Origin of the sequence: Craterilacuibacter sp. (assembly GCF_051659485.1) — a bacterium.
Lineage (GTDB): Bacteria > Pseudomonadota > Gammaproteobacteria > Burkholderiales > Chromobacteriaceae > Craterilacuibacter.
Map to the genome: position 1 here is coordinate 1 of NZ_JBOFOO010000062.1, position 21,122 is coordinate 21,122.

Below are 21,122 nucleotides of genomic sequence, written 5' to 3' on the forward strand. Positions count from 1 at the left end.
GACTTGTCGGACAGGCGTGGGCGCGGTGCCTGGGTCCACAGGAATTCCGGGTCTTCGTTGAAGTACTGCGACATCAACGGACGGAAAGCGAGGTATTCCCAGTAGCGGCAGCGGAAGGACATGGCCGCTTCGATGATCTCGTTGCCGATGGTCAGCAGCGTGTCGCGTGGCGGCATGCAGGTCATCATCGAGTCGGTACGGAAGTCCGGGGTATTCACCGGCTGGTTCCAGTTCAGCGGGCTTGGACGGTCAACCTTGATGCCGCGCTCTTCGAGGACACGGGTCAGATTGTCGAGCTGGATATTGGCTTTCTCGACGGTTTCCAGTGGACGGGGACCCCACATGCCGCGCATCGGGCTATCCATCGGCACCTTCTCGGAGGTTGCCGGTTCTTCCGGTGGTACGCAGCTATGGTCGGCACGGCCGACAATGACATGTTTGAGCGGGTCGAAGTCGTTCCAGGAGTTAACAATCTTGGTCATGCTGTATTCCCTTCCACTAGGTTGATTTCACTTGCTTGGGACGTATTTTGCGCATCTGGTGCTTGTTTGGCATTCCAAAAAGTGGGCAGTGATTATCAAAAAACAGTCAACTCGCGCCTGCTGTTATGGGCGTGGTGTGTTGGTTGCTGCGGTCTAGTAAAAACGGGTCGCTAACTATCAAAAAGCAGTCATCTGCTGTGGCTTGGTGTCCTAGCCTCCCATTCCCCATTCCCCATTCCCCATTCCCCATTCCCAACACCCAGGCGCAAAAAAAGCCGGCGCAAGGCCGGCGTGATGGCAGGATGGGGCGGGGCTTATTCGTCCGCTAGCGGCTCGTGTGCAGTTTCATGGCTAAGCAGCATGGCCACCAGCGCCACGACGGCGGCAATGACCAGATACCAGGCCGGTGCCAGCTTGCTGCCGCTGATACTGATCAGCCAGGTGGCGATAAAGGGCGCAGTGCCGCCAAACAGCGCATTGGCCGAATTGAAGCTGAAGGCAAAGCCGCTATAGCGTACATGGGTGGGGAAAATCTCGGACAGGAAGCAGGCCAGCGTGCCGTCGTTCATGGTTAGCAGGGCGCCAAAGGCGATCTGTACCAGCAAGATGGTGGCAAAGCTTTTGCTATCCAGCAGCGAGAACAAGGGGACGGTGAAGATGATAAAGCCGATAGAGGCGGCGATCAGCATGGTCTTGCGGCCGAAGCGGTCGGACAGCATGCCCATCAGGAAGATAAAGAAGATGTAGGTCGCGAGTGAAACGGTGGAGGCCAGAAAGGAGTCGGTGGCATTCATGCCCATTTCGACCGACAGATAGGTCGGCATATAACTGAGTACCAGATAGAAGGCGACAGCATTGAGGCAGGTAACGCCAAAGGCAATGGCGACTTTCAGACGGTATTTACCCATCAGCTCGCGAATCGGTACCTTGCTGTTTTGCTCTTTCTTTTCCAGATTTTTTTCCATCTGGCGAAACTTGGGGGTGTCTTCCAGATGCAGGCGGATATAGCGTCCGATCAGGCCGAAGGGTGCGGCCAGCAGGAAGGGCAGACGCCAGCCCCAACTGTGCAGTTCTTCAATTGTGAGGCAGGCATGCAGTAGCGCGACAAACAGGGCGCCGAACAACAGGCCGGCGGCGGTGCTGGCCGGTACGATGCTGGTGTAGAGGCCGCGCTTGCCATCAGGTGCATATTCGGCCAGAAAAGCGGCGGCACCGGCATATTCGCCCGAGGCGGAAAAGCCCTGCACCAGACGAATGATCAGCAACAGGATGGGCGCGAGCATGCCGACTTGTGCATAAGTCGGCAGAAAGGCGATACAGAAGGTGGCGCCCGACATGATCAGGATGGAGAGCGAGAGCGCGGTTTTGCGTCCGACTTTGTCGCCCAGATGTCCCCAGATGATGCCGCCTATTGGCCGCACGATAAAGGACAGGGCAAAAACGGCAAAGGTGGCGAGAAGGCCGGTGGTCTGGTCGGTTTGCGGGAAGAAGACCAGTGCGATGATGGTGGCGAGATAACCGTAGGCGGCGTAGTCGAACCATTCGACAAAATTACCGATAAAACTGGCGACGGCAGCACGGCGCAAGGCGCCGGCATCGGCCTGTGTGCTGCTGTGGGCGGGGGACTGGCCCGGTGGATGCATTGCAGTGTGTGTGGCACTCATGACTGACCCTCCATTGTCTGAAAACAGTTGACGTTGCCGTCTCACAAAATGGCTCTGCAGCAGAGCGATTTTGTCAGATGGCCAGCGCCCGGCACTGGAAGGAAGCCAGCCCGGTGGGCTGGCTATTTTGATTTCGATGGCTATCTTAGTTGTATTTTATCCGGGTAACTTTGATGTTGGTCAGATGCTACCGGCTTTGAGAGTCACACTGTTTGGCCGTTTGAAAGACTTGCCCAGGATGCTGATCACGACTTCGCTCATGCCGCCGATGATGATCATCGCACCGCCTATCATCTGGGCGCTGGACAGCGGCTCGCCATAGATCATCAGGCCGACGAACAGGGCTGCCACCACGCACTCCCAGTACGATACGCAGGCAAATTCGGCCGCTTTCAGGTGGCGGGTGGCGATGGTGCAGGTACCCAGTGCGCCGAAGCCGCAGACGATGCCGATGCCGATCCACCACATCCAGTCGCTCGAGGTCATTTGCGAGATGGTCGGTTTGGTGAACACGAACAGCAGGGTGATGCCGGCCAGTGCGAACACGAAGTTCCAGAAAGCGCGTACGTCACCCGGCACTTCGGTACGGAAGCGGCCAAAGAACAGGAACAGGCCGTAACCGACGCCGGAGTAGAGCGCCATCATGTCGCCGAAGAAAGTCTTCTCGGAGAACTGCATGCCGAAGCTGAAACCGCTGCTATCGATAGACATCAGGCCGGAGATCATCATCATGCCGATGAACACCGCCAGCAGGGCAAACCAGGTGGCGAGTTTCATGCTCTCCTTGAGGAAGATCACGGCCAGCAGGGTCGAGATGATGGGGCCGATGTAGATGAAGAACACCGCATTGGCGATCGAGGTGTGTTGTGTGGCGGTGATATAGGCCGACAGGCAGTTGCCCATGAAAAAGCCGGACAGAATCATCGTGGGCGAGAGTTTGAATTCCTTCAGTTCAAGCAAGCGCCCTTTGTAGGCGATGATGGCGAAGAACAGGATGCCGCCGCACATCATGCGCGAGAAGGCGATGAAGTCGCCCTGTGCGTCGATATGGCGGGCGAAGAAGCCGACAAAACCCATCAGGGTGGCGGCGATAAAGGCATTGATGAAGCCGACCTGTTTGTTGATGGGGGTCGTCGATGAAGAGGTGGCGGGAGTGGTCATGGCGAGACTCCTGGATAAGTGAACCTTTTGCAAAAAGGCCCGGCCTTGAGGGCCGGGCCTGTGTCAGGTCTGACTCGGACCGGCGTGATTTATACGCGGGTCACATCGCCGTCCTGATTCGGGAAGTAGTCTTCACAGCCGCCTTCGCGATATACGTCGGCGGTGGAGCAGTGCAGGCCGCCGCCGAAGGCGTAGGCATCGCGGAATGGCATCGGGATCACGTTCATGCCCAGCTTGTCCATCTGTTCCATCTGGTTCACTTCGGACGCTTCGACGATCACTGTCTTGTGGTCGAGTACCAGGCAGTTCATCGATAGCCATACCGAGCTGTAGCACAGCGCAGGCGGTTCATCGTGGGCAGGCATGGCCGCGTCGACGATCTGCCAGTCGTTCTGTTCGAAGATCTTGCGCTGGGCTTCAGGCAGCTTGCGGTGCGGGTTGTTGATGATGAGGCCGGGGCGCAGCGGCACGAAGGTCGCATCGATATGGATAGGGTACGGGTCGCCCGGGAAGTTGACGGCATGGATGCGCAGCTGGGGATACTTGCGCTTGAACCATTCCATCGCCTTGCGGTTGGTGGTCAGGCCGTGCTGGATAAACAAGTCCTTGCCCATGCGCATCACGTCGGCGGCGTCAAACAGGATTTCTTCTTCGGTGGTGACAAAATCCTTGTTGGCGGTGCGTACCAGACGGTCTTCGAGGGAGATTTGCTCGTCGTAGTAGTTGTGCTTGTACGACTTGTCGGACAGGCGTGGACGTGGTGCCTGGCTCCACAGGAATTCCGGGTCTTCGTTGAAGTACTGCGACATCAGCGGACGGAAAGCGAGGTATTCCCAGTAGCGGCAGCGGAAGGACATGGCCGCTTCGATGATCTCGTTACCGATGGTGAGCAGCGTGTCGCGTGGCGGCATGCAGGTCATCATCGAGCCGGTGCGGAAGTCCGGTGTGATCACCGGCTGGTTCCACTGCAGCGGGCTTGGACGGTCCACTTTCACGCCGCGCTCTTCGAGGACGCGGGCCAGATTGTCGAGCTGGATATTGGCTTTTTCGACGGTTTCCAGTGGACGAGGGCCCCACATGCCGCGCATCGGGCTGTCGATAGGTACCTTCTCGGAAGTTGCCGGTTCTTCTGGCGGCACGCAGCTGTGGTCGGCGCGACCGACAATCACGTGTTTGAGCGGGTCGAAGTCGTTCCAGGAGTTAACAATCTTGGTCATGGTAGATGCCCTCGTTTTGGAGATTCGGTTTGAATTTCTTGGACGTATTGTTATCTTGTTGGGGGGGGGGCGCATTCCAAAAATCATTCATTTGCTATCAAAAAACGTGCATTCCATATGGGGGTGCCGGCCGGTTTTTACGGCTAATTGCTTGCAATCCTTACTACGCATCGCTTAACTTCTATGTCATTAATTAAAAGGATTGGATATGCATTTATGCGTAATTGCCGGAGATGGCATAGGGCGGGAGGTGGTTGCGGCCGCGGTGGAGGTGCTGCAAGCCTTGGTGCCCGCAGTGCAGTTGCTGGAGGCCGAGGCCGGCTGGGAAACATTCTGCCGTGAAGGCACGGCCTTGCCGGCATCGACGCTGGCGGCGGCACGGATGTGCGGCGCGGTGCTGTTTGGCGCCGTCAGCTCGCCTGCGTACAAGGTCGCAGGCTACCGCTCGCCCATCGTGGCGCTGCGCCGTGAACTGGATTGCTATGCCAATCTGCGCCCGACCCGCTCCTTGCCGCTGGCGGGCGGGCGGCCGGATCTGGACTTGCTGATCGTGCGCGAAAACACCGAAGACCTGTATATCGGCGAGGAAGAGAGCGATGGCGAAACGGCGACCGCCATCAAGCGCATCACCCGCCGCGCCTCGACCCGGGTGGCCGAGGTCGCCTGTGCGCTGGCTGCGGGCAGGGCACGTCAGCGCCTGACAATTATCCACAAGGCCAATATTCTGCCGCTGACCGATGGTCTGTTCCGCGATGCCGCGCGGGCGGTGGCGGCAAATTATCCACAGTTGGCCGTTGATGAAGTGCTGGTGGATACCGCGGCATTGCGTCTGGTGCAGGCGCCGGAACAGTTCGATGTGCTGCTGGCACCCAATCTGTACGGCGATATTCTGTCGGATCTGGCTGCCGGTTTAAGCGGCGGCCTGGGGCTGGCTCCATCATTAAGCGTGGGGCAGGGGGTCGCGATTGCCGAGCCGGTACATGGCTCGGCGCCCGATATTGCCGGGCGCGGCATCGCCAATCCGGTGGCCGCCTTGCTTAGCGTTGCCATGCTGTTGCGCCACCATTGGCGGCTCGAGGCTGAAGCCCGCCGGCTGGAGCAGGCGATAAGCCGGGTGCTGGCCTCAGGTGTGGCGACACCGGATCTGGGCGGCACGGCCGCTACCGGGGATTTTAGCCGGGCATTGCTTGGCATCGTGCGCGGGTGAGGGTTTACTCCGCCGGCCGCTCGGCTGCCATGATCTCTTCTATCAGTTTGCTGCGTGCGGCGATGTGATGATCAAAGCGCCAGTCCTGCAGCAACTGGATGGCGATATCGAAATACTTCATATCGATGTCGTACAGGCTGCGGACATCGAAAGCGGCACCGGTTTCCAGCGCGGCGGCAAGTTGTATCAGTACCGCGACCTGTTCCGGTGCCTTGTTGTCCTCTACCAGTTTCCTGATGAGCTTGGCTGCATTCATGTCGGGGCTGTCCTTGGCGTGGCGTTTTTTTCTCCAGCCATGATAGGACGCGTGCGCTGTGGGGCAAGGCGCGATCTGTGCGGGCAAGCATGCTTCGCTTAAGTCTGCGTTAATTTATGTAGGGTACGCTGCGGCAACAATATATTTAGCTATCGAATATGCGACCTCCTGCCCTGCGCCCTTTGCGTCCCGAAATCCTGACGCTGATTTTGTCCCTGCTATTCGTGCTGCTGCTCAACCAGTCCTTGTGGCAACGCATGCTGGTGATTGTGCCGCCGTTAGACGGGCACAGCATCTGGATGCTGACACTGACGGCATTGCTGGTCACCGCTTTTTTTAATCTGCTGCTATTGCTGCTGGCCTGGCCGTGGGTATTCAAGCCGCTGCTGATTGTGCTGCTGCTGACCAGTGCTGGCGCGAGCTATTTCATGCAGCAGTATGGCGTGCTGATCGATGTGAACATGGTGCAGAACGTGTTCCAGACCGATCCGGCCGAGGTGCGCGACCTGATTACGCTACGCATGGTGCTGATGGTACTGGTGCTGGGCGTTCTGCCATCCATCCTGCTGTGGAAAATACCGGTCAAGTACCGGCCGGCAGGGCGCGAGGTGCTGGCGCGCCTGTTGGCACTGGTGGTGACGGCGGCGGTGCTGGCGGGTGTGGCGCTGGCCGGCTATCAGGATTTTGCCTCGCTGTTTCGCAATCACCGCGACCTGCGTTATCTGCTGACCCCGAACAACTATATCCAGGCTACCAGCACCTATTTGCGCCACAACAGTACGCCGGATGTGATCCAGCCCTATGCCAGCGATGCGCGGCGTTTGTCGTTTTCCACCTTGCCGCACAAAAAGCGGGTGCTGGTGCTGGTGGTGGGTGAAACGGCGCGTGCCGACCGCTTTTCGCTGAATGGTTATGCGCGCAATACCAACCCGGAGTTAAGCCAAATCCCCGGCTTGATCAACTTCAGCGATGTCAGCGCCTGCGGCACCGAAACGGCGGTGTCGCTGCCGTGCATGCTCTCCGGCATGACGCGTGAAAATTACGATGCCGGCACGGCCAAGAAGCGGGAGAACCTGCTCGATATCGTTCAGCGCAGCGGCTATGGGGTGCTGTGGCGCAATAATAATTCCGGTTGCAAGGGTACATGCCTGCGTATGCCGATCGAGGATATGGCGCATCTGGATACGCCGGGGCTGTGTAATAAGGAAGAGTGCGGTGACGAGATTCTGCTGCAGGGCTTGCCGGAAAAACTGGCGGCGGCCAAAGGCGATATGTTGATCGTACTGCATCAGAAAGGCAGTCACGGGCCGGCCTATTACAAGCGTTACCCCAAACAGTTCGAGGTGTTCAAACCGGTATGCCGCAGCAGCGAGTTGCAGAAGTGCTCGGCACAGGAGATAGGCAATGCTTTTGACAATACCATTCTGTATACCGACCACTTCCTGGCGCGCACCATCGCGCTATTGCAGCAGCAAAAGGATGTAGACAGCGCCATGATTTACATCTCCGACCACGGCGAATCCTTGGGCGAGAATAATATCTATCTGCACGGCACGCCTTACTTTATGGCACCGGAGGCGCAGTACAAGGTGCCGATGCTGATGTGGTTCTCCGATGGCTACCAGAAGCGCAATGCCGTGAATACCCAGTGCCTGTCCACCAAAAAGTCCCGGTCTTATAGTCAGGACAATTTGTTCCATTCGGTGCTGGGCCTGCTGGATATTTCGACCTCGGTTTACCGCCAGCAACTGGATCTGTTTGCCGCGTGCCGCAGACCCGCGCCGGTAAAAATGCTATCGACTTAAGGTTGGGTTAAGGCGGCTACGGTGTAATACACCCACGCCACCTGCTCATGTGGCTGCAACTTAAAGGTGAACATGATGAAAAAAATTCTGCTCGTTGCCATGATGGCCGGTTTTGCCTCGACGGCTGCTTTTGCCGGTGCCAAGTGCGAAGCCCACCCTAAAGACCAGTGGATCAAGGAAGCCGACTTCAAGAAAAAGCTTGAGGCAGATGGTTACACCATCAAGAAGTTCAAGGTCGACGGCAACTGCTACGAGATGTACGGCAAGACCCGCGACGGCAAGAAGGCCGAGATCTACTTTGACACCGTGTCCGGCAAGCCGGTGAAGTCCGAGATCGAGCATTAAGCCCTGCCGCAGTGCATGGATTGAAGGGGCGCGCGGCGCCCTTTTTATTTTTTGATGGAGGCGGGCATGGCGACGATGACTTCGGATAACAGCGGCTATCGGGTGTGGGACCCTTTCGTGCGCCTGTTCCACTGGACGCTGGTGGCCTGTATCGTACTGAATCTGTTTGTGCTGGAAGAGGGTGATGCGCCGCATCGCTGGAGCGGTTATGTCGCAGCCTCGCTGATTGTGCTGCGTATGGTGTGGGGCTTTGTCGGCAGCCGGCATGCGCGTTTTGCCGATTTCTGGCCGACGCGGCAGCGGTTGCAGGATCACTGGCAGCGGGTAAAAACGGGTGAGCCCGATCCGCATCCCGGCCATAATCCGGCCGGCGCACTGATGATGCTGGCGCTGATGGCTTGGGTGCTGGCTTTGGGCTTGAGCGGTTATATGATGGGCACCGATGCCTTCTGGGGCGAAGAATGGCTGGAAAATCTGCATGAATTTCTAGCCGATGGCCTGATGGCGCTGGCCGGCATGCATGTGCTGGCCGCTATCGTGATGAGCCATGTGGAGGGCGTCAACTTGCCGCGGGCGATGATCACCGGGGTCAAGCATTTTCGGCGCCGATAAAGGGGAGGGACGATGCGGATATTGCTGGTAGAAGATGATGGACTGATTGGTGACGGACTCAAGACCGGCCTGACGGTATTGGGCTTTACCACCGACTGGTTTCGCGATGGGCGTGAGGCGCTGGCGGCCTTGTCGGCGGCACCTTACGACGCGGTGGTGCTGGATCTGGGCCTGCCCGGCATGGACGGCATGGATATTCTGGCGGCGTGGCGCAAGGCCGGGCGGCAGGAGCCGGTGCTGGTGCTGACTGCCCGCGATGCGCTGCATGATCGCGTCGGTGGCCTGGATGCCGGTGCCGATGACTATCTGGCCAAACCGTTTGCGCTGGCCGAGGTGGCGGCACGCTTGCGCGCCTTGATCCGCCGCCATCATGGGCAGAGTTCGCCCACTTTTACCCAGGGCGACATCATGCTCGACCCGGTCGCACGCAAGGTGATGCACGCCGGTGCCGAGATCGAGCTGACGGCGCGCGAATTTGCCCTGCTCGAATTGCTGATGGCCAATGTGGGGCGGGTGTTGCCCAAGGAACGCATCGAGGAAAAGCTGTATGGCTGGGATCGGGATGTCGAAAGCAATGCGCTGGAAGTCCACGTTCACCACCTGCGTAAAAAGCTGGGCGCCACGGTGATACGTACGGTGCGCGGTGTCGGTTACACACTGGGGGCCACAGACAAATGAAGAGTCTGCGCCTGCAGGTGATGCTGACTGTGGCCATCGCCGTGCTGCTGATCTGGGGGGCTAGCTCGGCAGTAGCCTGGGTGCAGGTGCGCCATGAAATTGACGAGCTGTTCGATACCCAGCAGCTCCAGTTTGCCCGCCAACTGTTGGCGGCCGATCTGCATGATTTTGACGATGACAGCGCACGCCTGCCGCGCGGCAAGGCCTTGCTGCCCAAGCCGTTGCCCAGCGCCCAGCGTGGCAATCTGGAGGACGATGCGCTGGCGTTTATCGTCTGGGATGATCAGGGCCGGGTGGTGTTTTCCGATGGCGAGAACAAGGACTTTGCCCTGCCTTCAGGTCAACACGGTTTTTACGATATGAAGCTCGATGGCGAGGACTGGCGGGTGCTGTATCTGCCGATGCCGGACGGGCACCGGGTGGTGGCGGTGGGGCAGGAGCTGGACTTTCGCAACGAGGTGGCCCGCGAGGTGCTGACGGCCCAGCTATTGCCGTGGCTGCTGGCCTTGCCGCTATTGTTGCTGGCCTTGTGGGTCACGCTGACCCGGCGTCTGGCGCCATTTAGGCGCGTGACCGAGCAGTTGCAGTCGCGCCGTCTGGACGATAGTGCACCGCTGGTTGCCGATGTGCCCAGTGAGGCCGCACCCATGCTGGCGGCGCTGAACCAGCTGGTCGGGCGCATGGCCGACACCCTGTTGCGCGAACGCCGCTTTACGGCCGATGCCGCACACGAACTGAGAACACCGCTGGCGGCACTGAAAATACAGGCCGAAGTCGCGCAACTGGGCTTGCCCCCCGCCGATCAGGCGCGGGCGCTGTCGCAACTGGAAGTGGGTGTCGATAGAGCCACGCGTCTGGTCAACCAGTTGCTGGCGCTGACCCGGCTCGATCCGATGGCCGGCCCGCAAAACGCCCAGGCGGTGGACTGGGCGCGGGTGTTGCGGCAAGTCGCCGCGGATGTGGCGGCAGATGCCGCGAACCAAGGAATTACCCTGCAGCTGGATGGCGATATGGCGCGCGCCCTGCCGCTACAAGGGGATGAAACCCTGCTGACGCTGATGCTGCGCAATCTGGCCGACAATGCCATCCGTTACGCGCAGGCGGGTGGCGAAGTGGTACTACAGGCCAGTCCCGACGCTATCACGGTGCTGGACAGTGGCCCGGGCATAGACCCGGCGCTGATGCCGCGCATACGCGAGCGTTTCTTCCGTCCGCCGGGGCAGGCGCAGGCAGGCAGCGGGCTGGGCCTGTCCATCGTCGAACGGGTCGCCGCGCTGCACGGGCTGCATCTGGAACTGGAAAACCGCCCCGAGGGCGGTTTGCTGGCGCGGCTGCGCCGGGGCTAAGGCTTACGCCCCGCATGGCGGCGGATCAGCGCGATCTTGCCGGCCAAAGCCTTGTCGACGATGGCCGGGCAGAGCAGGTTGAGGCGGGCAAACAATTTTTCCGGCCAGCCGATATAGTGCCGCCCGCTGCGGCCGCTGGCCAGTGCCGCCATCATGGCGCGGGCGACCACTTCGGGGCTGTCGCTGGCATTGCCCATCTCGAGGTTGAGCGTATTGACGCTATCGCTATTGAGCGCGGTGCGGGTCGCGCGTGGCGCGATGTAATGCACGCGTAGCGGCTGACCCGTCATCTCGCGCCGCAGCGCTTCATTAAAACCGTACAGGCCGAATTTGCTTGCCGAATAGGCGGCTTGCCCCGGAAAACCCAGACTGCCGAAGGTCGAGCCGATATTGACAATGTCGGCGTCGCCGCTGGCCTGCAACAAGGGCAATAGCGCCCGCGTGACCAGCATGGGGGCGCTCAGGTTGGTCATCACCAGTTGCTCTATCTCGGCTTCCGTCATCTGCTCGAATAGCGCGAAATGTCCGCTGCCGGCAACATTCACCAGACCCGAAATGCCTGCGCTATCGCGACAAGCCTCCAGGAGTGCGGCCCGGCCTGTTGCCTTCGTCAAATCGGCGGCCACCCACAGTGCGTTGGCACTGTCCGGCAAGGTGCCCGCCAGGGCTGCCAGACGCACGGCATCGCGTCCGGTGAGTATCAATTGGTGGCCGGCAGCGGCCAGTGCCTGGGCGATGGCGCCACCGATACCGCCGGAGGCACCGGTGACGACAAAGGTACGGGCGTTTTTCATGCGAACTCCGGTAGCAGTGCCGTCGCCGCTGTCGCATCGACCGCGCGCAGGGTGTCGCCGAACAGGCGGTAGAACATATTGGCACTGTGCAGGATGCAGGCCTGATCTTGCGGGTCGGTGATCCGGTTCATCAGCTTCTCGAAAAACACGATATGGTCTTGATCGAGTGCGCCATGCGAGCGCAGATAGCTGAATGCCGAGTCGGGCAGGCCGGTCGATGCCTGTATCGCGTCGGCAGCCTGGCTTGCGATATTGACGCTAGTGCCTTCCAGTACCAGTACCATGCCGAAAAAACCGACCGGATTGACGCGGCAGACCATATCCCAGGCGTAGGCCACCATCAGCTCGGTCTGGGGATTGGGCAGGCTATGGCGGGCTTTTTCCTTGTCGTAGCCGCAGGCTGCAATATCGTTCAGCACCCATTCCTGATGCCCGGTTTCTTCTTCTATATATTCGGCCACCGCTTCGCGCAGCCATTCCTTGCTGTCCGGCAGGCGCGCACCGGCCTGCATCAGTAAGGGCACGGTGTGCTTGACGTGATGGAAGGCCTGGGTCAGATAGGCCGCGTAGCCTGCCACATCCATCTTGCCGCTCATGGCCTGGTGGATCAGTTCACTGGCCAGCAGATAGTCACGGCCGCTGGCCGTTGCGGACACGAGTTGTGGATAGAAAGTCATGCTTGGACTCCGGTGCGAGAGGCGGTAAGGGATGCAAGGGTCGTGGCGTAGTGTTCGGCAATCCGCGCGCGTCGTGGCCGGCCATTGTCCGTCATCAGCGGGCTGCCGGGCAATAAGGGCGTATCCAGACGGATAAAGTGCGCCACGCGCGCATAGTCGGGCAGGCCGCGGTTGGCCTGATCCAGCGCCTGCTGCACGCGCTCTTCGTCGGCATCCGGGGCAAACAGCAGTGCGACGCAGGCCGGCAATGCCTCGCCCAGCAGCACGCACTGGCGGATCACGCCTTGTGCCAGCAGTTCGCTTTCGACCCACTCCGGCGACAGATTGCGGCCGAAGGCGGTGATCAGCACATGTTTCTTGCGGCCGGCGACGTGGATAAAACCGTCGCTATCCTGCCTGACCAGATCACCGCTGGCGATGCGCGTCGAGAAGCCGGCTATCTCGCCCAGATAGCCGCTGGCGGCAGGCAGCGTCACCCACAGTTCGCCATCCACGACCTCGCAGGCGACATGCGGCAAGGGCTGGCCGACGCTGCCGGGCCGGTCGCGGCCGGGCACATTCAGGCAGACCACCGAGCCGCATTCGGACAAGCCGTAGCCCTCGTACACCGGCAAGCCGCAGGCGCGGGCATGTTCGACCAGTGCCGGTGCCACGCGAGCCCCTCCGACGGCAATAAAAGCCAGACTGTCCGGCGCTTGCCAGCCTTGGGCGTGCGCATGGATCAGTTCGGTCAATAACTGCGGTACCAGAATCAGGCTGGCTGGGCGCAGCGCCGTCAGTGTCATCGCCAGTTGGCGTACATTCAGGCCGCTGCTGCCGGAGATGCCCACCGAGCTTAAGGGCGGCACATGGCAGTGCGCGCCGGCAAGCAGGGCACGGTACACGCCGGCTACATTTTCCAGCAGGGTAGACAGCGGCAAGACCGCCAGATGCGAGGCCAGACGCGCGCCGCCGGTGGCATCCGACAGGCTGCGCGCGGTCGCCAGCAGCAGGGTCTGATCCAGACAGACGCCTTTGGGGGTGCCGGTGGTGCCCGAAGTAAAGGTGATCTTGGCGCAGGCTGCGGGCATGGCCGGGCGCCGCTGTGGCGTGAGCCGTGCCAGCGTCAGTGCCGTGCAGCCGGGCAAGGGCGTGTCTGTTGCGCGGCAGGGGCGCAGCAGGGTGTCGACACCGGCGTTATCCAGCACATGCGCACATTGGCCGGCGGAAAAAAACAAGGGTAGCGGCACCAGTGTGACGCCGGCTTTAAGTGCCGCCAGATCGGCGATCACCCAGTCGCAGCCGTTATCGGCCTGCAAGGCGGCGACCTGGCTGCCAGCCAGTGCGGCGGCCGCAGCGTCTATGGCCGCCAGTAGCCCGGCACCCGTGAGTTTGCGTTCGCCATCGTCCAGCAGAATGCGTGCGGCGTGTTGTTGCATGGCCGCCGCCAGTGCCAGCCATAAAGCGTTTTTCATCTGCCATCCTCCTGCAAGCGCCGGGCAAAAGCTCCAGCCCTCGCCAGATGGCCAGCCCAGTCGGCGTGGCCTGCGCGATGGGCCGACAGTTGTTCAAACGAGGGGGCGATCAGTCCCAGCGTCACCCACGGCTGTTCGGCGTAATAGCTGCCCCAAAGTTTTTGCTGCTCGGGCGGCAAGCATGCCGGATCGGCACGCAGCAGCGGGCGGGTCATCAGCCCCATATGTGCAAGCATGCGGGTCAGGCGCGGCGGCGCGGTAAACACCACCCATGGCCGGCCTGCCGCGTGCAGGCTTAGCACCAGCATGCGTATCAGCGTAGCAGCATGCCGGCCATGTGCCGCCAGATTGCCGATTTCGACGAGTTGCGAGCGGGCCACCGGGCGGCATAGTTCGAGGGCCAGCCGCTGTTCTATCGGCTGCGCCAGATAGTGTTCCAGATAAAGCGCCGAGCGGTCGGCCAGCGCCACGCCCAGCACAGCCTGCGTCTCGCCGGCGAGCTCCTCGCTTAATAGCCAGGGCAGGAAGTGATCCGGTTGCGCCTGATAGTGCTGCCGGAAGGTGTGGCTGATAAAACGAGTGAGTGCCGGATAGTGCGCCTCGCCGCGCTGGACCAGATGGCTGCGGCTGTGGCTGGCAATTTGTGGCAGGCCGGACATGAAGACTCCCCTTTAGGCTCATGTTTCAGCGCTAGCTTAGACAACCAGCCTTAATGGCAGCTTAAGGCTTTGGCATGTTTTGCTGGTTTTAGGAGGGGAGCGGGCATGGCGCACCATTTTTTTGTAGCCGGGGGCATAGGCAATCCACCCCACACGCAGCTAAAAAATAGCTGACCATGCCTGCTATGGCCGCTTGCCCACGAGCGATAGCAGGCTGCTTGTTAAGGGTGGTTTACTGCCAGCTGCCTTGCAGCTTCAGCCACAGGGTGCGGCCGGGTTCGTTGATGCGGTCGACAATCGGGTTGAGCCCGTTAGGCTCGCCCTTGCTCAGATGCTCGGCGTAGGCCTTGTCGAACAGGTTGTCGATGCCGGCCGACAGCAGGATGGTCTTGCTGACTTTCCAGCCGGCCTTGAATCCGACTGTGCCGAAGCCGGCGCTTTCGCCCAGATCGGTGCCGACGATATTGCCCTGGCCGGGTGCCACGCGGCCCTGATGGGCGACACCGCGCAGATTGGCGGCCAGTGCCAGCCTGTCGTTTTCCCAGCCCAGTGTCAGCAGGCCTTCCAGCGGCGGCGTCTGCGCCAGTGCCGTGCCGTCGGTGGTATTTTCACCCCAGGCATAGGCCAGCATCGCGCCCAGATGCCAGTTTTGTGCGAAGCGCCAGTTGGCCTCGGCTTCGAAACCGGCGCGGTTGGCGTCGATATTGCGGGCAGTCCCGCTACTGCCGCCAACCGCGCCGCCCGCTTGTTGCGACTCAATCAGGATGAAGTCGTCGATGCGCGACAGATAGCCCGAGAACGAGGCTTGTAGTGCACCGTTTTTATACAGCGTGCCGAAGTCGAGTTCGGTATTGTTTTCCTTCTGCAGTGGCGCGTTGCCAGCGGTTTTCTTGGCGCGCTCCCAGTAGTCCGGCGCACGCTGGGCGAGACCCAGCCCGACAAACGGCGTCCAGTTGCCGTAGCGGCTTTCCAGCCGGGCAAAGCCAGAGTTCAGCTCATAGCGCTGCCCGGTGTTCTGCAAAGCCTGATTGCTAAAGCCGGCGTCGTAGCGTGCGTCGACGCGATCGTGGCGCAGGCCGGCGATAAGCTGGCGGCCTGCGTGCAGCGGCAGGCGGCCTTCGGCAAAGACGCCGAAGCTGTCGAAGCTCTGGTCGGGGGTGCGGGGCTTGCCTTGGTAATCCACGCCGCTGCGGAAGCGGTGCTCGTCCTGCTGCCAGTTGGAGCCGACGGTGAGCTCTGCGCTGCCCAGTTTGAGATCGGCCTCGAGCTTGGCACCATCGGTTTCGCGGTCGGGGTTGCTAAGCGCGCGCTTGGCCGTGGGGGTGCCGCTACGCAGGCTGAAGTTGTCCATCACATGATCGACATAGCTGTGGCTGGCTTCGGCGCGCAGAGCGGCCAGCCACGGCGCGAGATTGCGGTGCTCGGCCTTGAAGCCCCAGGCATCGCGGTCGAAGACGGTGCCGTCCATGCCGCGGTCGGCATAGGCCGCCTCGCCACGGCTGCGGTCGGCTGACAGCTCGATGGTGGTGTCGGCATCTGGTGTCAGCCCCGCAATCACCGTCGCGCTATTACGCTCGAAGGCCGAGTGCACCTTGTCGCCATTGCCGTCCTTGTAGTCTCCGCCATGTGTCTGGGTGCCGATGGCGCGTATATAGCCCAAGGTGCTGCCGAAGGTGGCATCCAGCCATTGATCATTGCGGTCAAAGCTGCCGCCGGTGGCCGCCGCGCTGAGGCGCACGCCGGCTTCGGCGAACGGTTCGGTACTGCGCTCGAAATTGACCGCGCCGCTAATCAGCCCCATGCCGTATTTAACCGACTGCGGCCCCTTGATGACATCAACCTTGTCGTAGGCGCTCGGCGCGATATAGGCAGTAGGCGGGTCCATACGTCCACCGCAGCCACCATAGAGAAAGCCGCCATCGGCCAGCACCGCCAGCCGCGAGCCGCCTAAGCCCCGCAGCAGCGGGTCGGATGAAGCGCCACCCTTGCGGATGCTGTTCATGCCGGGCACGGTTTTCAGAAAGTCGGCGGCATCGGCTGCCGCCACTGGCCGGCGTGGTGCTTGCGGGTCGGCCGTGACCAAGAGCGGGCTGATGGTGCGTGCGCCGGTGACGACGATTTCGTCCAGCACATTGCCGGGTACGGGCTCGGCCCAAGCCATATGGACGGCAAGGGCAAGGGGAAGCAGGACAAGGGATTTGCAGGTTTTCATCATCGCCGGAAGCTGAGTCATGGATGTGGCGATGCTAATGCCGATGTCTTTAACAGGGAATGCGACATGATGCCGCAGGCGGCCGAAGAAAACTGCGCCATCATCCGTCAGGTGGCGGCTTTTGCCGCCGATGTCAGCCAGACGGCACAGCGCATGCGCGCCACCATGGCACAGTTCAGGGTCTAGTCAAGCAATAGTCTGATGTCGTGTGCCAGCGTGTCCAGCGGTGTGCCATAGGGCTCGTATACCCTGAGCTTGCCGCTTTTATCCAGCAGATAGGAGCCGGCGCTATGATCTATCAGGTAACCGCCACCTGCCGTCGGCAAGACCTGCGACACCACCTTGAAATGCCCGGCAGCGGTTTTTAGCTCGGCCTCGCTGCCGGACAGGCCGATAAAGCGCGCGTCGAAGTGCGGCACATAGCCTGCCAGTACCGCCGGCGTGTCGCGCTTGGCATCTACCGAGACAAACAGCACCTGCACCTGCTCACTGTCCTTGCCCAATTGCTTCATCGCACCGGCGTACTCGAGCAAGGTGGTCGGGCAGATGTCCGGACAATGGGTGTAGCCGAAAAAGAGGGCCACCACCTTGCCTTTGTAACCGGAAAGCGACACCGGCTTGCCGTCATGTGTGGTGAGGCTAAAGTCAGCGCCAAAATTTTCGGCGCTGATATCGCTGCCCTTGAATGGCAGCGGTGCAGGGGCAGGGGCGCAGGCGGTGAGGCCCAGTGCCAGAATAAGCGGGATCAGTGCGGCAGGTTTCATGGCTAAATGGTAAGCCCGGATGCGGCGCCGGTCTTGCGACAAATTGCCGCAGCCATCGCCGTATCACCCGGCCGATGGTAAAGTCGCGCCCATGCCCGTGACGTTTTCCTCTTTGTTTCCTGGCGACGCCGGTGCCCGCATTATCCGGTTGCGCTGGCTGATGCTATTGGCCGCCAGCGTGCTGCTGTGTGCGCTGCGCTGGCGGGGTATCGTCTTGCCGTGGGCCTTGTGCGCGCAGGCGCTGGCGACGCTGGCCGTGATCAATCTGGCTTTGCAGTTTAATGGTCTGGCGCGCTGGCGCGGGATCAATCCGCTGGCGCTGGGGCTGTTTGCCGATGTGCTGGCCCTGACCGAAATTCTGGCTTTTAGTGGTGGAGCGGCGAATCCGCTGGCTTCGCTTTATCTGCCCCCCATCCTGTTTGCCGCCTTGCTGTTGCCGGTGCACTTTGCCTGGACACTGGGCGGCCTCTCTTTGCTGGCCTATGGCAGCCTTTTTTTCTGGCATTTACCGTGGCCGCTTGCCGGCGATGATGCCGCCTATGCCTTTACCCTGCATCTGGTCGGTATGTGGCTGACCTTCGCCCTGTCCATGGTCTTGATCATCGGCTTCGTGTCGCGCTTGGCGGGCGAACTGGTGCTGCGCGAAGCGGCGCTCTCGGCGGCGCGCGAGGCACAGCTACGCAATGAACAGCTGGTGGCTCTGGGGGTACAGGCCGCCAGCGCGGCGCATACCTTGTCGACGCCGCTGGGCACCTTGAGCCTGCTGGCTGATGAACTGGCCGACAGCTATGCCGACGACCCCGAGCTGGGGGAAGACTTGCGGCTGATGCAGCAGCAACTGGCGGTCTGTCGTGCCGGCTTGTCCAGGCTGCGGGAGGATGCCGAAGTTTCGGGCGAGCATCTGCCGCTATTCGATGCGCTGGCCGCGCGCATCGCCGGCTGGCGCACACTGCGCCCCGATGTGGCATTGCACTGGCAGGGCCCGCAAAGCGGCGGGCCCTTGTTTGCCGCAGATCATGGTTTCTGGGCTGCGTTATTCAATCTGTTGAATAACGCAGCCGATGCCGGTGGCGGCAAGGTCGAGCTGGCTGCTGCGCTGGAGGGCGACAGCTTGCAGCTGGCCATTACCAATCGTGAAGGCTGCCTGTCCGCAGCGCAGCTGGCGCGTGCCGGCCTCGCGATGCTGCCCTCGGACAAACCGGCGGGCATGGGAATAGGCGTGTTGCTGTCGCATGTAACCTTGTCGCGTCTGGGCGGCAGCCTGACGCTGTCGAATGATCAGGCCGGCGGAGTACGCGCCTCGCTGTGCCTGCCTTTATCGGGGAGGGCGCCATGACGGATTTTTTGCTGGTGGATGACGATGCGGCATTTAGCGCCATGCTGGGCCGGGTCTTGCTGCGGCGCGGCTATACGGTGGCCAGCGCCGCCACCGCCGCCGATGCCTTGCAGCAAGCGGTGCAATCGCCGCCTGCGCGTGTGCTGCTGGATCTGAATCTGGACGGGGATTCCGGCCTCAGGCTCTTGCCTGCGCTGCGCGCGGCAGCGCCACAGGCTGAAATTGTGGTACTGACCGGTTATGCCAGCATTGCCACGGCCGTCGAGGCGATCAAGCTGGGGGCGGTTCAGTATCTGGCCAAACCGGCCAGTGCCGATGCCATTATGACCGCATTCACCCAGCGGGAGGCTAACCCGGCGCTGGCGCTGGCAGAAGAGCCGATGTCGCTCAAGCGGATGAGCTGGGAGCACTTGCAACGGGTGCTGTCCGAGCATGGCGGTAATGTTTCCGCGACCGCAAGGTCGCTCAAAATGCATAGGCGCACCCTGCAGCGCATGCTGGCCAAACGGCCGGTAGCCGGTTGATGGCGCACCGTGCATCGCACACGATCAGCAAAACTTTAGCGACTGCATCAGAAAAAGTGATTGGAGTATTCATTCCATTTGCGCCTAATCTCATTGTCATTGCTGCAAGCAGACTAATGAGGGGAAAACAAGATGATGTTGCGTGGACAGATGATGGAAATGCCTTTGCTGATTTCGGACTTGCTGGTGCATGCCGAATCCTGGCATGGCGACAGCGAGATCGTGTCACGCACTGTTGAAGGCCCCATTCATCGCTACACCTACCGCGACCTGGGCAAGCGCTCGCGTCAGCTGGCCAATGCACTGAAGTCCTTGCAGATCAGCATGGGCGAGTGCGTGGGTACGCTGGCCTGGAACGGCTATCGCCACCTCGAGCTTTACTATGCCGTGTCCGGTTCCGGTGCCATCTGCCACACTGTCAATCCGCGCCTGTTTCCCGAACAGATCAGCTACATCATCAATCACGCCGAAGACAAGGCGCTGTTCTTCGACTTGTCTTTCCTGCCGGTGGTTGAACAGATTGCCGCCGAACTGGGCACGGTACGCCACTTCGTATTGATGACAGACCGCGCCAATATGCCCAAGGACAGCAGCATCCCGAATCTGGTGTGCTACGAGGACCTGGTCAATAGCCACAGCGATCAGCTGGAATGGCCCGAATTCGATGAAAAAACCGCGTCCAGCCTGTGCTACACCTCGGGCACGACCGGTCACCCCAAGGGCGTGCTGTATTCGCACCGCTCTACCGTACTGCACGCATTTGCCAGCTCCTTGCCGGACAGCCTCGACATCTCGGCGCAAAGCGCGGTGATGCCGGTGGTGCCGATGTTCCATGTCAGCGGCTGGGGCCTGCCTTATAGCTGCGTGATGAACGGCGCCAAGCTGGTGCTGCCTGGCCCCAAGATGGATGGCGTTAATCTGTACGAGCTGATCGAAGAAGAAGGCGTGACCATGGCGGCCGGCGTGCCGACCATCTGGATGATGCTGCTGCAGCATTGCCAGCGCAATCACCTGAAGATCCACAGCCTGAAGCGTGTGATTATCGGCGGCTCGGCCGCACCGGAATCCATGGTTGACCAACTGGCCGAGCACGGTGCCGAAGTGCGCCAGCTATGGGGCATGACCGAGCTGTCGCCATGCGGCACCACCAGTACCCCCAAGTTCAAGCACAAGGGCTGCGACACCGCGACCCTGCGCCATCTGCAGGGCAAGCAGGGTCGCCCGCTCTACGGCGTCAAGATCCGCATCGTGGATGACGAGAACCAGCCACTGCCGCATGACGGCAAGGCCTTCGGTAATCTGCAGGTGCGTGGTTCGTGGGTGCTGTCGCAATACTTCCGCCGCGAGATGGATGACAACCACACGGCTGACGGCTGGTTCAATACCGGTGATGTGGTGAATATCGATAGCGACGGTTATATGAAGATCACTGACCGCACCAAGGACGTGATCAAGTCCGGTGGCGAGTGGATCAGCTCCATTGATCTGGAGAACATTCTGGTCGGTCACCCGGCAGTGCAGGAAGCGGCGGCCATCGGTATCGTGCATCCGAAATGGGATGAGCGCCCGCTGATGGTGGTGGTCTTGAAAGAAGGCATGAGCGCGACGCGCGACGAGCTGATCGGTTTTTACGAAGGCAAGATCGCCAAATGGTGGACGCCGGACGATGTGGCTTTTGTCGACGAGTTGCCGCATACCGCGACCGGTAAATTACAGAAAATGAAGCTGCGCGAACAATTCAGTTCTTATACTTGGTAATCCCTGTGTAAAAGCGAATATTCTTTCGTAATAACTTGAGTGGTTAGAGTAATTGCATTAGAGTAGGCCCCACACGGAAGCCTGATGGTTTTTGTGGTGTTAGCCCCTCGAAGCATCCGGCTGGTTCGCCGGTCTGATGTTTCTTCCTCGTGTTGGCCCCTGTCCTTATCC

The 21,122-nt window shown here is 60.8% G+C and carries 19 protein-coding genes and 1 pseudogene; 9 read left to right on the top strand and 11 right to left on the bottom strand.

Annotation, left to right across the window (positions count from 1 at the left end; genetic code table 11):
• From ACRC1E_RS02030 to ACRC1E_RS02045, 4 genes and pseudogenes are all read right to left on the bottom strand, one after another.
• Positions 1-482 (bottom strand): annotated as a pseudogene (locus ACRC1E_RS02030) (serine/threonine protein kinase); the annotation flags it as partial.
• A 314-nt stretch (positions 483-796) separates the two neighbouring features.
• Positions 797-2,146: an MFS transporter gene (locus ACRC1E_RS02035; protein WP_438513438.1), complete on the bottom strand. Its 1,350-nt coding sequence runs from the start codon at positions 2,144-2,146 to the stop codon at positions 797-799.
• A 180-nt stretch (positions 2,147-2,326) separates the two neighbouring features.
• A complete protein-coding gene (locus ACRC1E_RS02040; protein WP_438513439.1) occupies positions 2,327-3,307 on the bottom strand; it encodes a DMT family transporter in 981 nt (326 codons plus the stop codon).
• A gap of 89 nt (positions 3,308-3,396) precedes the next feature.
• Positions 3,397-4,524 (bottom strand): serine/threonine protein kinase, encoded by a 1,128-nt coding sequence (locus ACRC1E_RS02045; protein ID WP_438513440.1) that lies wholly within the window; start codon positions 4,522-4,524, stop codon positions 3,397-3,399.
• A gap of 208 nt (positions 4,525-4,732) precedes the next feature.
• Between ACRC1E_RS02045 and ACRC1E_RS02050 the strand changes: the two genes are divergently transcribed.
• The gene (locus tag ACRC1E_RS02050) at positions 4,733-5,731 is read left to right on the top strand and encodes an isocitrate/isopropylmalate dehydrogenase family protein (protein WP_438513441.1); all 999 of its coding nucleotides are present in this window, start codon (positions 4,733-4,735) and stop codon (positions 5,729-5,731) included.
• Positions 5,732-5,735: 4 nt separating this feature from the next.
• Here ACRC1E_RS02050 and ACRC1E_RS02055 read toward each other — a convergent pair whose 3' ends face one another.
• Positions 5,736-5,987, bottom strand: coding sequence for a hypothetical protein (locus ACRC1E_RS02055; protein ID WP_438513442.1), 252 nt, complete (start codon positions 5,985-5,987; stop codon positions 5,736-5,738).
• A 158-nt stretch (positions 5,988-6,145) separates the two neighbouring features.
• Here ACRC1E_RS02055 and ACRC1E_RS02060 point away from each other — a divergent pair, with 158 nt between their 5' ends.
• The 5 genes from ACRC1E_RS02060 to ACRC1E_RS02080 all read left to right on the top strand — a co-directional run bounded on the left by ACRC1E_RS02060 (position 6,146) and on the right by ACRC1E_RS02080 (position 10,773).
• Positions 6,146-7,792, top strand: a complete 1,647-nt coding sequence (locus ACRC1E_RS02060) for a phosphoethanolamine transferase (protein WP_438513443.1) — start codon at positions 6,146-6,148, stop codon at positions 7,790-7,792.
• Positions 7,793-7,867: 75 nt separating this feature from the next.
• Entirely contained in the window at positions 7,868-8,137 is a 270-nt protein-coding gene (locus ACRC1E_RS02065; RefSeq protein ID WP_438513444.1) for a PepSY domain-containing protein, read from the top strand.
• A gap of 66 nt (positions 8,138-8,203) precedes the next feature.
• Complete coding sequence (locus tag ACRC1E_RS02070) at positions 8,204-8,749, top strand: cytochrome b/b6 domain-containing protein (protein ID WP_438513445.1); 546 nt, start codon at positions 8,204-8,206, stop codon at positions 8,747-8,749.
• A 12-nt stretch (positions 8,750-8,761) separates the two neighbouring features.
• Positions 8,762-9,427, top strand: coding sequence for a response regulator (locus tag ACRC1E_RS02075; protein ID WP_438513446.1), 666 nt, complete (start codon positions 8,762-8,764; stop codon positions 9,425-9,427).
• Positions 9,424-10,773, top strand: a complete 1,350-nt coding sequence (locus tag ACRC1E_RS02080) for an ATP-binding protein (protein ID WP_438513447.1) — start codon at positions 9,424-9,426, stop codon at positions 10,771-10,773. Before ACRC1E_RS02075 ends, ACRC1E_RS02080 begins: the two co-directional genes overlap by 4 nt.
• On the opposite strand, the gene ACRC1E_RS02085 is transcribed toward ACRC1E_RS02080, so the two are convergent.
• The 6 genes from ACRC1E_RS02085 to ACRC1E_RS02110 all read right to left on the bottom strand — a co-directional run bounded on the left by ACRC1E_RS02085 (position 10,770) and on the right by ACRC1E_RS02110 (position 17,333).
• Positions 10,770-11,567 (bottom strand): SDR family oxidoreductase, encoded by a 798-nt coding sequence (locus tag ACRC1E_RS02085; protein ID WP_438513448.1) that lies wholly within the window; start codon positions 11,565-11,567, stop codon positions 10,770-10,772. The genes ACRC1E_RS02080 and ACRC1E_RS02085 overlap by 4 nt on opposite strands.
• Positions 11,564-12,244: a TenA family transcriptional regulator gene (locus ACRC1E_RS02090; protein WP_438513449.1), complete on the bottom strand. Its 681-nt coding sequence runs from the start codon at positions 12,242-12,244 to the stop codon at positions 11,564-11,566. Before ACRC1E_RS02090 ends, ACRC1E_RS02085 begins: the two co-directional genes overlap by 4 nt.
• A complete protein-coding gene (locus ACRC1E_RS02095) occupies positions 12,241-13,698 on the bottom strand; it encodes an AMP-binding protein (protein ID WP_438513450.1) in 1,458 nt (485 codons plus the stop codon). Before ACRC1E_RS02095 ends, ACRC1E_RS02090 begins: the two co-directional genes overlap by 4 nt.
• Positions 13,695-14,357, bottom strand: coding sequence for a thermostable hemolysin (locus ACRC1E_RS02100; RefSeq protein ID WP_438513451.1), 663 nt, complete (start codon positions 14,355-14,357; stop codon positions 13,695-13,697). Before ACRC1E_RS02100 ends, ACRC1E_RS02095 begins: the two co-directional genes overlap by 4 nt.
• Before the next feature lie 232 nt (positions 14,358-14,589).
• The gene (locus ACRC1E_RS02105; RefSeq protein ID WP_438513452.1) at positions 14,590-16,590 is read right to left on the bottom strand and encodes a TonB-dependent copper receptor; all 2,001 of its coding nucleotides are present in this window, start codon (positions 16,588-16,590) and stop codon (positions 14,590-14,592) included.
• Between the two features lie 161 nt (positions 16,591-16,751).
• Positions 16,752-17,333 (bottom strand): SCO family protein, encoded by a 582-nt coding sequence (locus tag ACRC1E_RS02110; protein ID WP_438513453.1) that lies wholly within the window; start codon positions 17,331-17,333, stop codon positions 16,752-16,754.
• A gap of 91 nt (positions 17,334-17,424) precedes the next feature.
• On the opposite strand from ACRC1E_RS02110, the gene ACRC1E_RS02115 reads away from it, so the two are divergent.
• The 3 genes from ACRC1E_RS02115 to ACRC1E_RS02125 all read left to right on the top strand — a co-directional run bounded on the left by ACRC1E_RS02115 (position 17,425) and on the right by ACRC1E_RS02125 (position 20,951).
• Complete coding sequence (locus ACRC1E_RS02115) at positions 17,425-18,669, top strand: ATP-binding protein (protein WP_438513454.1); 1,245 nt, start codon at positions 17,425-17,427, stop codon at positions 18,667-18,669.
• Positions 18,666-19,193: a response regulator transcription factor gene (locus ACRC1E_RS02120; RefSeq protein ID WP_438513455.1), complete on the top strand. Its 528-nt coding sequence runs from the start codon at positions 18,666-18,668 to the stop codon at positions 19,191-19,193. The genes ACRC1E_RS02115 and ACRC1E_RS02120 overlap by 4 nt, the downstream gene beginning before the upstream one ends.
• A 132-nt stretch (positions 19,194-19,325) precedes the next feature.
• Positions 19,326-20,951, top strand: coding sequence for a 3-(methylthio)propionyl-CoA ligase (locus ACRC1E_RS02125; protein ID WP_438513456.1), 1,626 nt, complete (start codon positions 19,326-19,328; stop codon positions 20,949-20,951).
• Positions 20,952-21,122 lie beyond the last annotated feature (171 nt).